Source organism: Gemmobacter lanyuensis, assembly GCF_014652355.1.
Classification (GTDB): Bacteria; Pseudomonadota; Alphaproteobacteria; order Rhodobacterales; family Rhodobacteraceae; genus Gemmobacter; species Gemmobacter lanyuensis.
Window position 1 is genome coordinate 945,951 of the sequence record NZ_BMYQ01000001.1, and the last position, 13,691, is coordinate 959,641.

10 protein-coding genes are annotated in these 13,691 nt (G+C 66.7%); all 10 read right to left on the minus strand.

Annotated features, from left to right (window positions below):
• Positions 1 to 1,794 carry a nickel-dependent hydrogenase large subunit gene (locus IE101_RS04570; RefSeq protein ID WP_189632585.1) on the minus strand — a complete coding sequence of 598 codons (1,794 nt, stop codon included), beginning with the start codon at positions 1,792 to 1,794 and terminating at the stop codon, positions 1 to 3.
• Positions 1,795 to 1,796: 2 nt separating this feature from the next.
• Positions 1,797 to 2,882 carry a hydrogenase small subunit gene (locus tag IE101_RS04575; RefSeq protein ID WP_189632586.1) on the minus strand — a complete coding sequence of 362 codons (1,086 nt, stop codon included), beginning with the start codon at positions 2,880 to 2,882 and terminating at the stop codon, positions 1,797 to 1,799.
• Between the two features lie 213 nt (positions 2,883 to 3,095).
• Positions 3,096 to 5,294 carry a carbamoyltransferase HypF gene (hypF, locus tag IE101_RS04580; protein ID WP_189632587.1) on the minus strand — a complete coding sequence of 733 codons (2,199 nt, stop codon included), beginning with the start codon at positions 5,292 to 5,294 and terminating at the stop codon, positions 3,096 to 3,098.
• A 2-nt stretch (positions 5,295 to 5,296) separates the two neighbouring features.
• On the minus strand, positions 5,297 to 6,727 hold the full coding sequence (locus IE101_RS04585; RefSeq protein ID WP_189632588.1) for a nickel-dependent hydrogenase large subunit: 1,431 nt from the start codon (positions 6,725 to 6,727) through the stop codon (positions 5,297 to 5,299).
• On the minus strand, positions 6,724 to 7,716 hold the full coding sequence (locus tag IE101_RS04590) for an NADH-quinone oxidoreductase subunit B family protein (RefSeq protein WP_189632589.1): 993 nt from the start codon (positions 7,714 to 7,716) through the stop codon (positions 6,724 to 6,726). Before IE101_RS04590 ends, IE101_RS04585 begins: the two co-directional genes overlap by 4 nt.
• The gene (locus IE101_RS04595; RefSeq protein WP_189632590.1) at positions 7,716 to 9,038 is read right to left on the minus strand and encodes a sensor histidine kinase; all 1,323 of its coding nucleotides are present in this window, start codon (positions 9,036 to 9,038) and stop codon (positions 7,716 to 7,718) included. The genes IE101_RS04590 and IE101_RS04595 overlap by 1 nt, the downstream gene beginning before the upstream one ends.
• Positions 9,039 to 9,093: 55 nt before the next feature.
• Positions 9,094 to 10,920 (minus strand): phosphatidylglycerol lysyltransferase domain-containing protein, encoded by a 1,827-nt coding sequence (locus IE101_RS04600; protein WP_189632591.1) that lies wholly within the window; start codon positions 10,918 to 10,920, stop codon positions 9,094 to 9,096.
• A gap of 120 nt (positions 10,921 to 11,040) precedes the next feature.
• The gene (locus tag IE101_RS04605) at positions 11,041 to 11,259 is read right to left on the minus strand and encodes a hypothetical protein (RefSeq protein ID WP_189632592.1); all 219 of its coding nucleotides are present in this window, start codon (positions 11,257 to 11,259) and stop codon (positions 11,041 to 11,043) included.
• Positions 11,260 to 11,331: 72 nt separating this feature from the next.
• Positions 11,332 to 12,717: an OmpA family protein gene (locus IE101_RS04610; protein ID WP_189632593.1), complete on the minus strand. Its 1,386-nt coding sequence runs from the start codon at positions 12,715 to 12,717 to the stop codon at positions 11,332 to 11,334.
• An 11-nt stretch (positions 12,718 to 12,728) separates the two neighbouring features.
• Complete coding sequence (locus tag IE101_RS04615) at positions 12,729 to 13,493, minus strand: motility protein A (protein ID WP_189632594.1); 765 nt, start codon at positions 13,491 to 13,493, stop codon at positions 12,729 to 12,731.
• Positions 13,494 to 13,691 lie beyond the last annotated feature (198 nt).

Here is a 13,691-nt window from a genome sequence, read left to right on the forward strand (position 1 = left end):
TCAGCGGACCTTGACGGTGGTCAGTTCCTGACCATCGGGCGACATGACATGGGTAGAGCAGGCAAGGCAGGGGTCGAAGCTGTGCAGCGTCCGCAGGATCTCGACCGGCTCGTCGGGGCGTTCCATCTTGGTGTCCAGAAGGCTTGCCTCAAAGGCACCGATATTGCCCTGACTGTCGCGCGGGCTGCCGTTCCAGGTGGTCGGCACAACACATTGATAGTTTTCGATGCGCCCGTCGCGGATGCGGATCCAGTGGCCCAGCGCGCCCCGCGGCGCCTCGGTCATGCCGACGCCCTTGGCCTCTTTCGGCCAGGTCTTCGGGTCCCATTTTTCGACATTCGCGGTGGTGCTGTCGCCGTTCTTGATGTTCGTCACCAGCTTGTCGAAGAAATACTTCTGCAGACGGCCGCAGTATTCGCTTTCCAGCGCCCGCGCCGCGGTGCGGCCCAGGGTCGAGAACAGCGCATTGACCGGCAGGTCCATCGTCCGCAGCAGGCCGTCGACCTGGTTCTTGATATCCTCATGCCCCTTGGCATAGCCGACGATGTAGCGGGCCAGCGGCCCCACCTCCATCGCATGCCCGCGCCAGCGGGGCGCCTTGATCCAGCTGTATTTCGCCGCCTCGTCAAGGTTTTCGATATTGGTGCGCGTGCCCTTGGTATTGGCGCCCAGCTCGAACTTCGGTTCGGTCACGCCATCCCAGGGGTGCAGACCCTTGCCGGGTTCGCCGTATTGATACCAGCTGTGATCGACGAATTCCTGCACCTGTTCGGGGTCGCGCGGATCGACGTCATGCACCTCGTTCAGGTTGCCGTTGATGATGGCGCCGCGCGGCAGATGCAGCTGCGAGGCATCGAAGTTGTTGGGATGTTCTGGGATGTCGCCATAGGCCATGACCGCCTTGGACGAGAGCCCGCCACCATACATCCAGTTCTTGTAGAAGCCGCCGATCGCCACCACGTCGGGCAGATAGACGTTCTTGTTGAATTCGATGCAGCGGTCGATGATCGAGCTGACGAGGTTCAGCCGCTCCATATTGATCGCGCCGACCGCGCCCACGCCATCGACATTGATCGGGCACGGCACGCCCCCCACCAGCCAGTTCGGATGCGGGTTCTTGCCGCCGAAGATGGTATGGACCTTCACCACCTCTTTCTGCAGGTCCAGCGCCTCAAGATAATGGGTCGTGGCCATCAGATCGGCCTCGGGCGGCAGCAGATAGGCGGGGTTGTCCCAGTAGCCGTTCTTGAACAGGCCCAACTGCCCGCTTTCGACAAACTTCTTGAGACGGTTCTGCACATCGCGGAAATAGCCCGGACTCGACAGCGGGTGGCTGGGGCTGACGGCCTGTTGTAATTCCGAGGTGGCCTTGGGGTCCGCCCGCAGCGCATTGACCGGGTTCACCCAATCCAGCGCATGCAGGTGGTAGAAGTGGACGATATGGTCATGGATCTGCAGATTCAGCTGCATGATGTTGCGGATCGAATTGGCATTGTCGGGGATGGTGATCCCCAGCGCATCCTCGACCGCCCGCACCGAGGTGAGCGCATGCGTCCCCGTGCAAACCCCGCAGATCCGTTCGGTGAAGGCCCAGGCATCGCGCGGATCGCGGCCCTTGAGGATCACCTCAAGCCCGCGCCACATGGTGCCTGTGGAGACGGCGTTACGGATGATTCCCTGATCATCCACGTTCACCTCGCAGCGCATATGCCCTTCGATCCGCGTGACCGGATCGACGACGATCCGGCGCCCTGAATTGTCCAGGTTGAAGCCATTCGGCGTGGATACGGTCATGTTCAGCCCTCAACCTTGTCTTGCGTCTTTTTCTGTGCGCGCTTCAGCGCCGAAACGGCCGCGTGAACGGCCACCGCGCCACCCACGACCCCCGCCGCCGCCATGCCGACCTTGTCGGCATTGGCCTCGACCCCGAACTGCTTGATGTTGGTCAGCCGGTCGTAGAACGACCCCTGATCCCAGAACCCGTCCTCGGAACAGCCGATGCAGCCATGGCCGGACTGGATGGGGAAGCTCACCCCTTCGTTCCAGCGCACGGTGGAACAGGCGTTGTAGGTGGTCGGGCCCTTGCAGCCCATCTTATAAAGGCAATAGCCCTTCTTGGCGTATTCGTCGTCCCAGGCCTCGACGAACTGGCCCGCGTCGAAATGCGGACGGCGATAGCATTTGTCGTGGATGCGCTGGCTGTAGAACATCGCCGGGCGGCCCTGACGGTCCAGCTCGGGCAGGCGGTCGAAGGTCAGCATATAGGTGATGACGCCGGTCATCACCTCGGCGATGGGCGGGCAGCCCGGCACCTTGATGATGGGCTTGTCAAGGATGACCTTGTGAACCGGGGTCGCGCGCGTCGGGTTCGGGCTGGCCGCCTGCACGCAGCCGTAAGAGGCGCAGGCCCCCCAGCTGATGATGGCCTTGGCCCCTTCCGCAGCATGTTTCAGCTTTTCGACAAAGGGCTTGCCGCCGGTGATGCAGAACATCCCGTCTTCGTTCAAGGGCGGGTTCCCCTCCACCGCGAGGATATAGTTCCCGTGGTATTTCTGGATCGTCTCTTCAAAGGCCGCCTCGGCGGCATGGCCTGCCGCGGCCATCAGCGTGTCGTCGTAATCAAGGCTGATCATCGACAGCACCACATCCTTGGCCAGCGGGTGCGCCGACCGGATGAAGCTTTCCGAACAACAGGTGCATTCCAGACCATGCACCCAGATCACGGGGGTGCGGGGCTTCGTCTCCATCGCATGGGCGATCTTGGGCACGAAGCTGGGGCCAAGCCCAAGCGCCGCCGCCGTGAGCGAGCAGTATTTCATGAAACTGCGCCGCGTGATGCCCTGGCGGCGCATCACATCATAGAACGTCTCGATCTGGGCCAATGCCGTCCCTCCCTCGTCTGGCTTGCGCCCCAAGGGGGGCGTCGCGCGTGGTATTCCGAGGTATGCAGCCCCGGCAGGGGGGCGCGCAAAGAAAAGGCAGCTTTGCGGACAGAGGAGAATTTCGTCAGCGTTTCCGGGGCTTTGCGGAAGATGCTGCAAGGCGGCACTGCGGGCGCGGCGGAAAGCAGCCATGCAGGCGGAAGGCTGGGCTGGTCAGCCGCTTACCGCCAGCGCCACCAGCGCCTGCCCGAAGGCCAGCCCGCCGTCATTCGCAGGCACCTGCCGATGGACCAACACGGGCAGGTCGGACAACGCCTCTTGCAGCAATGCCATCAAGCCCGCGTTCTGCAGGCAGCCCCCCGACAGGGCCACCGCCCGCGCCTGCCCGGCCTCGACCAACGCGCGGGCCGCATCGGCAAAGGCCAGCGCCAGACCGGCCTGAAAGGCCCCCGCCATCTGCCCCACCGGGCGCCGCCCCAGATCAGCCGCCAGCGCGCGGAACATGGGCGCGGGGTCCAGCCCCGGCCCGAAGGGATAGGGCGCGGCGGGTTCGGCCACGGCCTCAAGCCGCATCGCTGCCTCGCCCTCATAGCTTTGCACCTGACAGAGGCCCAGCACCGCCGCCACCGCATCAAAGAGCCGCCCGGCAGAGGAGGACAGCGGCGCATTCACCCCCCGCGCGGCCATCTGGCGCAGCGTGGCCAGCGGTTGATCGGCAAAAAGCCGGTCGGCCAGATCGCCGCACCCCGCCTGATCCAGCCGGATGACGGCGTTGCGCCAAGGCTCGCGGCTGGCGCGGTCGCCACCGGGCAAGGCCGCGGGGGTCAGATGGGCCACCCGCGTGACAGCGTGGTAGTCGCCCAGCAGCAGCTCCCCGCCCCAGACCGTGCCGTCGGTGCCAAGTCCCAGCCCATCCAGCACGATCCCCGCAACTGGCCCGCCCCCCAGCGGCCACAGATTGTCGCCCAGACAGGCCGCCAGATGGGCGTGGTGATGCTGCACGCGGATCAGGGGCAAGCCGCGCCCCTCGGCATGGCGGGTCGCGCGGAATTCGGGGTGAAGATCGCAGGCCACGATCTGCGGTTGATGGTCGAAGAGCGCGGCATAATCACGGTCGGCCTTCTGAAACTCGGCCCAGGTCAGTGCCTCATCCAGATCACCCAGATGATGCGACAGCAGCGCCTGCCCCCGTTTGGTCAGGCAAATCGCGGCCTTCATCTGCCCGCCATAGGCCACCACCTGCCGGTCCGGGAACCCCTCAGGTAGGGGCAATGTTCCGGGCACAAGCCCCCGCGCACGACGCAGCACCATGGGCGGGTCGGCGCGTTCGACGGAATCGTCCAGCCGCCGCGCGATCTCGCGGTCATGCAGCAGGAAGGCATCGACAAAGGGGCCAAGCTTGTGGCGCGCCTCATCATTCCCCACCACTTGCGGCGCACCGGACAGATTGCCCGAGGTCATCACCAAGGGCCGGCCCACCGCCGCGCAAAGCAGATGGTGCAACGGCGTGTAGGGCAGCATGACCCCCAGTTCACGCATGCCGGGGGCGATCGCGTCAGGCAGGTCGCGCCCCGCCGCAGGCACCAGCACCACCGGCGCGGCCGGGTCGGTCAGGCGGCGCAGCGCCGCCACGGACAGGTCGCAATAGTCGCGCAACACCTCAAGCGGGGCCATCACCGCGAAGGGCTTGGCCGGGCGGCGCTTGCGCGCGCGCAACAGCGCCACCACCGCCGCATCAGTCGCGTCACAGGCCAGATGGAACCCGCCCAGCCCCTTGACCGCCAGCACCTGCCCCGCCTGCAAGCGCGCGGCAGCGGTGGCGATGGGGTCGCCCGGCAGCTCGGCCCCCGCGACCTCCAACCACAGGCGCGGGCCGCAGGTCGGGCAGGCAATCGGCTGGGCATGAAAGCGGCGGTCGCCAGGATCGGCATATTCCGCCGCGCAATCGGGGCAGAGCGGGAAACCCGCCATGGTCGTGCGCGCACGGTCATAGGGCAGCGCGTTCAGAATGGTGAAGCGCGGGCCGCAATGGGTGCAATTGGTGAAAGCATAGCCCTGCCTGCGGCCGGGGTTCCGGATTTCCTCGGCACAGGCCGGGCAGGTCGCGGCATCGGGGGTGACCCGCGTTTCGGCCCCCACCTGACCCGAGGCCGCGATGCGGAACCCCGCCCCTTCGGGCCTCGGGGCGGGCGTCACCTCCACCGCGTCGATGCGGGACAGGACCGGGGCCTCGGCCCGCAGGGCGGCCAGAAAGGCCTCGGGCGCGGCATCGCACAGGATAAGCACGCCTTCTGCATCATTGGCCACCTGCCCCGACAGGCCAAACCGTTGCGCCAGCTGCCAGACAAAGGGGCGAAAGCCCACCCCCTGCACCTGCCCCCGAACGCGGATCTGCCAGCCTGACCCCGCCATGGTCAATGCACCGTGCAGACCATGCAGGGATCAAAGCTGCGCACGATATGCTGGACGGCGATGGGCGTGTCCTCGCCCGGCCCGACGGGGGCGCCAACCAGCGCAGCCTCGACCGCGCCGGGGGTGCCTTCGGCATCACGCGGGCTGAAGTTCCAGGTCGTCGGCGCGATGATCTGGTAATTGGCGATCCGCCCCCGTTCAATCCGCAACCAATGGCCTAGGGCGCCGCGCGCGGCCTCGACCAGCCCCGCCCCTTCGCCCTCGCGCGTGGGTTCGGCCTGCAGCATGAACCGTTCGCGCGGGTCGATGGCCTGGGCCAGATCCTCCAGCAAAAGCTGGGTCAGCGCCATTTCCAGAAGCCGCCCGGCCACACGGCCCAGCACCCCCCCGCCCCCCGGCAGAGCCGCCAGCACCCGGGCCAGCGGATGCCCCGCCACCACCTGCCGCGGCAGGGCGCCCACCTCGAACACCTGGCCATCATAGCGGGGCGCCTTGCACCAGCTATAGGCGGCGTCGCGCATCTCCTCATCCGGGCGGGTTTCACCTTGGGCGGGGTGGGCCGCAGCACCCAGCATCCAGGCATGGGACAGGTCCTCGCGGATGCGGCCGGCATCGAACGGGGCCGCCCCACCCTGCCAAAGCCCCCCGGCCCAGGCCGGACCCTCCTCGAGCGGATAGGCCCCGAAAGACAGATAGCGCCCCTGCGACGGGCCAAGGCCCGCAAGGTTCAGATCCGCAGCGATCTCAAGAAACAGGCCCGCATCGCCCCGGTCCCAGCACATCAGGGCAGGCACATCCGCAAGCGCGGCGAAATCCTCGACCCGGGCACCCAGAACCACCTCTTCCAGATAGCGGCGAAAGGCCCGCAGGCTGACCAGAATACGAAGTCGGTCCCGCTCGGTCGGGGCCTTGGTCACGCCACCGGGCTGCACGGCCAGCGTATGCGGCCACTTGCCCGCCAGCAGCCCGACGATATGCAGGATCTGCGCCCGCGCGGAAACGGCGGCCCGCTGGGCGCCCCCCTCCATCGCGGTGAAGCGCTGCACGGCGCGCCCGTGCCAGCTGCGCCCCGCATAAACCGGCCGGGCGAAATCGGGCATGAAGAACAGGTTGAAATGGGTGATATGGTCGCAAAGATTTTCAACCGCATGGATCAGCGCGGCCACCCGCTGCCCCTGCGGGCTGGGCGCGACACCCCAAGCGGCCCCCAGCGCGCGGGCGGCAGCAATGCTCTGGCTGATCGAACAGATGCCGCAAATCCGGGGGGTCAGCGTCAGCGCATCGCGCGGGTCCTTGCCCAGCAGCATGGCCTCAAACCCCCGGAACAGCGGCGAATTCACCTGCGCCGCCGCCACCTGCCCCTCGGCCAGCGTCAGTCGGATTTCCAGATCGCCTTCCACCCGGTTGAAGGGGCCGACAAGAAGTTCGGTCATGCCTTGGGCTTTCTGAGCGTGGGGGGCACCTCGATGCGGTCGGCCACCGCATTGCGGGCGATGCGCGGCGGTGTCGCGGCCTTGGACAAGGAGGCCAGCGCCATGAACCAGGCCTTCGGCATGTCCGAGGGCAGGCCGACCGGAATACCCGCCACCTTGGGCGTTTCGGTGAAACTGTGGCGCGGCTCCTCAAACTCCGGGGCGGTGCAGGCGATGCAGGGATAGCCCGCGCGGGTGCAGGACCCCTCCCCGTTCCAAGGGCGGATGTTGCAATCGCCCACGGCCTGCGTGCCAACACAGCCCAGATGTTCCATCATGCAACCGATATCCGACAGCTGCCGGGCGCTGGCCTTGTATTCGTAAAATTCATTCTTGGGGCAGCCATGATGCACCAGATGGTCGGCGTAAAAGCGCGGGCGGCCGAGCGCGTCCAGATCCCCGGCCCCCATCCGCCCCGAGGCAAGAAGAAGCAATGTCTCCAAAACCCAGCCCGGATGCGTCGGACAGCCCGCGACATTGACCACCGGCAGACCGCCCTTGGCGATGAAATCGGCCTCCAGCGCGCCGCCGCGATGGCTGCCCTCATATTGCAGGCCCACCGCATCCGAGGGATTGCCCCCCGCCGTGGTCACGCCGCCATAGGCTGCGCAGGTCCCCACTGCCACCACATGCCGCGCCCGTGCGGCCAGACGGCGGGCCCAGTCGAGCATGGGAACCCCGGTTCCCGACAGCATGTGATAGCGCCCCGTCCCCCGCGGCCCCCGTGCGATGGCACCTTCAACGCAGAGCACATCGACCGGGCTGTGCCCCTCTGTCGCCGCCTGCAATAGGCGCCGCACCTCACCCCCGGTTTCAACCGAAAGTGCGGGATGCCAGACCATCTCGATCCCTGCTGCGGCCAGCGTGTCAAACACATCCGGGTTTTCCGCACAGAGGAGCGACATGGTGCAGCCCCCGCAGCCCGCCGATTGCAGCCAGATCACCCGCATCACTGCGCCCCCAGCGCAAGCGTCAGGCGGAAACAGGCGCCCCGATCCCCCGGCACCAGCCGCAGACTGCCGCCATGTTCCTGCGCGATCTTGTGGCTGATCGACAGGCCAAGGCCGGTGCCCGCCCCCACGGGTTTGGTGGTGAAAAAGGGATCAAAGACCGAAGCCTCAAGGGCCGCAGGAATCCCGGGGCCGTTGTCCCGCACCGTCAGACAGGCCAGCCCCGCCTCTTCGGACAGGGTCATCACGATTTCGGGCTCGGCCGTCCCGTCAAGCGCATCGACCGCGTTCTGCACCAGGTTCATCACCACCTGCTGGATATGGCCGGGGCGGCCATGGGCCATCAGGCGGGTCGCGCCCTCGATCCGCACCGGAACCTTGCGCTTGGCCCCGCGCAGCACCCATTGCGCGGCGACGCGCGCGGTTTCGGTCAGGTCGAAATCCACCCGATCCCCCGATCCGTCCGACGACAGACGGCGCAGATCCTCGACAATGTCGCGCACCCGTTCGGCCCCATCCCGCGCGCCCCGCACGGCTTCGCGCAGGTTCCGCAGCTCGCGGTCCAGTTTCAGCTCTTCGCGCAGGCGGATCAGCTCGTCCCGGGTGGCGCCTTGCTGGACGCGGGTGAAATAGGTCTCGAACTTGGCGGCATAGCGTTCGAGCGCATGGGCATTGGCATAGACAAAGCTGATGGGGTTGTTGAGCTCATGCGCGACGCCCGCCAGCAGCCGCCCCAGCGAGGCGAGCTTTTCGTTCCGCACCAGCTGGGCCTGCGCCTCTTGCAGGTCGCGGTGGCTTTGGGCAAGTGCGGCATAGGCCTGCCGCAATTCGCCCAAGGGGCGCCCGGTCAGCACCGTGCCCGTACCGCGCCCGCGATCATCGACCAGGGGGCTGATCGAAAGCTCAATCGGGGCCGGGCCGGTCGGGGTGGTCAGCTGCACCTCGATGGTAACGGCGGCCTTGGTGGAAAGCGCCTTTGCAATCGCCGCGGTCAGGCGGTCACCATCTTCCCGGTCGAAAAGCGCGGTCACGGGCTGCCCCACCGCCGCCGGCTTGGCCTGCGCGGTCAGCGCAAGGAAAGAGGCATTCACCTCTTGCACCCGCCCCTGCCGCGACAAGACCAGCAGCACGTCTGAGACAGAGCCCAGGACCGAGGCGAGAAACCCCCGCAGCTCATCCAGCTCGGCATTCTGGCGCTCCAGCCGTTCCTGATAATCGACAAGATCGGCATAGGTCCGGTCCACCGCCGAAAGCACCTCGGCCCAGGCGGTTTCCGAAAATTCGGTCGTCGTATCGAAATCCTGCCCGAACATCCGTGCCATATTGCCCCCCATGGCCAAGGATCGGTCCGGGCTGCGGGCGGGTCAAGCCCAAAGGCTAGCGCCGCCGATGGATGCCCAGGGTGCAGATCAGAAGACCGAGTGCAAGCGCAGGCCAGGATGTGGCGGCCAGATAGCGCGGCTCCCACCGGGGGCGGAAAGCAGCCTTGAACTGATGCAGACCCCGCGCCTGCGCCGCAGCGCGCCCAAGGCCCCAACCGTAGAGGCCATGCCCCCCCGCCTGCAGCACTGCCGCCAGCGACAGCCGCCCCACCTTCAGCGCGGACGCACTGTCAATTGCCGCAACAACCAGCGCATAGAGTGTCCCATCCGGCACATCGGGCCGATAGCGCACCAGATCCAGGACCCATTCGCCGCGGCAGGCATGGAAACTGATCCAAGCCACAAGCTGCCCCTGCGCGTCACGCGCCAAAAAGACGCGCTGGCCGCGCACATAATCCACCCCCCAACGCCCCATGGAAAAACCGCGTTCATGGCGCCGCTTGCCAAGCCAGGCACGATGCACGGCCTCCATCTCCGGCAGGGGAAGCGCCTCGGCCTCGCTGACCGCGATTCCGGCACGGGCGGCATGGTTCAGCTTGCGACGCAGCCCGGCCCGGGCCGGACCGCCCAGGGTGAAGCGCGTCGGACAAAGCACGGCTTCCTGGGCATAAGGCAGCACAACCATGCAGCTTGCCCGTGCCAGGGCCGCGGTGCGGCCGCCGATCTTGTAGCAGAACCGCGGGCGAAGGCCGCCTGTCAAATCGGCGGGATGCAAATCCAGCGGCGCACCCATGGGCCGACCGACCGGATCGCCCACCCGCAGATCGCACAATGGCGTCTGCCGACCCAACCAGACCGCCCCAACACCCAGAGGCCGCAACGACAGGGTCCCGGCGCGGCAAAGCTGTAGTTCGGCGCGGGGGGCGGCATAAAGGTCAAACTCCAGCACGCCGGGTCTTGGCCCGCGCCCCGCCGCCGCAGCGGGGGCCCGCAGGCCCGCCCCCGGCGCCAACACCGCATAGCCCGCACCGATCACGGCCGGGATCACGTAGCTGATCAAACGGAAGGCCACGATGGCAGCGGCAGCCTCGGCCGCATCAACCATGGGCAAATGGGCCAGCACCGTCACCTCGAACGGCCCCGCCCCGGCAGGGCTGCCCGAAACGAGGCCAAAGGCGAGGGCCAGAATGAAGACCGGCAGGAACGACAGCCCCGGCAGCGCCGCAGACTGCGGCAGCAACAGGTGAAAGGCCAGGCACAGCATCGCCACATCCAGCACGATCCACACCAGAAGGCGCAGCACGACCTGCGGGGCTGGCCGTACAAGGCCAAAGGGCCAGAGGGGAAAGGCATGGAAGGCCAGCGTGCCAAGACCGATCAAGCCGACCAAGGCCAAGGCCCCTTCGCGCGCCAAACCCATTTCGGGCGTGAGGATCAGCGCCGCGGCACCCAGAAGGCCGATCCCGGCAAAGAACGCCAGGGTGATGGTGCCGGAAATCGCCACAGATTGCGCCACAGTCAGATCCGGACGCAGCCGCCGCCGCAGAATGGCACCGATCACGGGACCAAAGCCGAGCGTCTGCGACACCGCCGCCGCGGCGGCACCAACCCGTCCCACCCGCGGGGCAGCGAGGCCCATGGCGCGCACGATCTCCCGCTCTTGTCCGGCGACGGCGATGAAGGCGACCAGCGTCGCCAGGGCGGCCCCCGCCCATTGCCAGAGCGCCAGATCTGCCACCTCGGCCCCGACGCTGCGCAGATCGAGTTCGGCAAAATGGCGATGCACCAGCCAAGCCGAGCCTGCAATCAGCCCCCCGGAAACCAGAAGCCGCCCCAGCGCCCGACCCAGCCCCCGGTGTTTGACGATGGATGTGACGGGCAAGGCGACCTCCAGAAGATATTCAGGCAGAACGTGACGCAGAGGTGTTAATTTTAGCCTTCCTGCGAATGCACGTGGCGACCATACCTTCGGATGAACCTTGCCCCGTTCCGCGCCCGCCGGTCAGCGTTTCCACCGGGCGCGCATTTGGCGCATCCGCATGAAAACGCTCATGAAAGCAAAGAAGACCGCGACCCACATAAGGCCATTCCAGACCTCGTCACTGGCGGTTGCCTGAAAGGGCATGGTGCCCGTCAGCTGATAGGCGAGGAAGGCGCCGCCCCCAAAAGCCAGAACAAAGCGACGGATCATGCGGCAGGTGGTGCAGGCAAGCGGTCCCATGGCGCGGTTCCTTTCAGGTCAGAGGGGCCGGATGGCCCGGAAAAGGGCGCCCCGCCGCGGCGGGGCCACCTGTCATTCTTCAAATTCGATCTTGATTTCGATCCGGCGGTTCTTGGCGCGCCCTTCGGCCGTTTCGTTATCTGCGATCGGCTCGGTATCGCCCTTGCTGACGGCCTGAAGTTCGGCATTGGGCAGGACGCCGCTTTCTTCAATGGCCCGGACCACGCTTTGCGCCCGTGCCGAGGCAAGATCCCAGTTATCGCGGAATTCGCCGCCGCTGACGGGGACGTTGTCGGTGTGGCCGGTCACCACGATCCTTTTGGCCGATTGCGACACCTGTTCCAGCTTGCTGATGATGTCCTGGGCCTGCGCCGTCATGTCCGACGACCCGGACTGGAACGCCCCGCCCGATCCGACCGTCAGCACCACCTCGCCGTCCTTGCGTTCGACGCGGACATCCCCGGAGGAGAGCTGGTCATCCAGCACCATGCCAAGCTGGATGGCGGCGATCTCGGCCTTGATCGCACCCGCGCCCCCCGAAGAGGCAGGCGTTTCCCCACCAAGGCCTGCCGCCCCCGCGCCACCTTGCGCGCCGGCGTTGCTCTGGGCACCAGCCCCCCCGGCGGCATCGCCCGCCTGTTGACCCGCAGCCCCGGATTGTGCCCCGGCGGCACTGGCGCCACCCGCAGCCCCGGCCCCGGCATCCGCGCCCTGTTGCGCGGCCCCGGCACCCTGACCGGCATCACCGCCTTCGGATTGCGGCGCGGCATCCTTGCCTCCGGTCGGCGCATCGCCCGGCTGGCCGTTCTGCCCGCCGGCGCCGGATTGCCCTGCACCTTGGCCTGCCCCCGCGCCCTCGGCCGCGGCGGCCTCGGCCGCCTGACGCAGGGATTGCGCGATCTGTTCGGCCTCTTTCGCGCCCGCACCGGGGGGAAGCCGGACGATCACCTCGCCCTGATCGCTTTCGACCTTGATCTGCCCTTTGGACACCGCATCGCGCATCGCCTTGCCAAGCGCCTCGGCAGCCTCTTTGGCGGCATCGCCCGACCCGCTGCCCTTCTTGCCGGTCCCCTCTTCATCACCGCTTTGCGGGGTGTTTGGATCGCCCGATTGCGGCGTGGTTCCAGGAGGTTCGTCCGTCTGTTCACCCGATTGCGGGCCGAAATTGAGCTGCAGCACCGAATCGCCCCCATCCGGCACGGTGCCGAAGGTCTGGCGCATCACCGCGGCAAAGGCATTGAACTTGGGCTGGTCGGATTTCGCGGTCATCAGCATGATCACGAAAAAGGCCATCAGAAGCGTGGCCATATCCGCAAAGGTGATGATCCACGGCGGCGGGCAGTGGCCGCCTCCGCCATGGTCGTCATGGCCGCCACCGCCATGACCGCCGCCATGCGCGCCATGATGCCCGTGGTCATCATGACCGCCCCCCTTCTTGCCCGCCGGCGCCTTGCTCATCGTTCTTGTCCTCAGGCTGCGGCCAGCAGTTCTTCACGCTGATCCGGCGGCAGACGCACGGCCAGTTTGTAGATGATCATCCGCGGGGCTTCTGACCGCGACAGGCTGCGCAACCCCTCGATCGCGGCTTCGCAATAGGCGACCTCGCGGTTCGTATTGTTTTTCAGCTTTGTGGCCATGGGGCCGAAAAAGACGTTGGCCGCGATCGCGCCGTACATCGTGCCCACCAGTGCGGTGGCCATCCCTTTGCCCACCAGCGTCGGGTCCGACATATTGCCCATCATCTCGACTAGACCGATCAGCGTGCCGATCATCCCATAGGCGGGGCCCAGTTCGACCCAGGCCTTCACCACGTCCTGCCGGGCCGTATGGCGGCCCTTCATGGCTGCGATGTCCTGGGTCAGCTGTTCTGCCATTTTGTGTTCATCAGAGCCGTCGATCAGCATCTGCAGGCCGGATTGCACGAATTTGTGCGGCATCTGACGCCCTTCGAGCGCCATCAGCCCGTCCTTGCGCGCAACCGCCGACAGTTCGGACAAGGTCTTGGCGAGGGGGCCGATTTCATAGTCATGTTTCTTGAAGGCGGTGCCCATCGCCTTGAATGATCCAAGGAACACCGGCATGGGGGCCGTATACATCACCGCGAAAAAGCCCCCCACGAACACGATGATGAAGCCGTGCATCGAAACGAAGGGGGCGATGTGCCCCCCGGTCAGCATTGTGCCGACAACGGCGAGAATCCCGCCAAAGAAGCCGATGGTAGTCGCCAGATCCATAACCGTTCCCTCTCAGACGCGGCGAGGGCAGCAAGATCTGTGCCATGTGCCGCAAGCCGGGCGACGGTCCGACCGCCGATCCCCGACAGATCAACGGACAGAAACCGAACGGCTTAAGCGGGCAGCGCGCGACCGTGTTTCGAAAGGAGCGGAGGAGCGGTGGTGCCTGCGGCGGGCACCTAATTTATCATTACAATC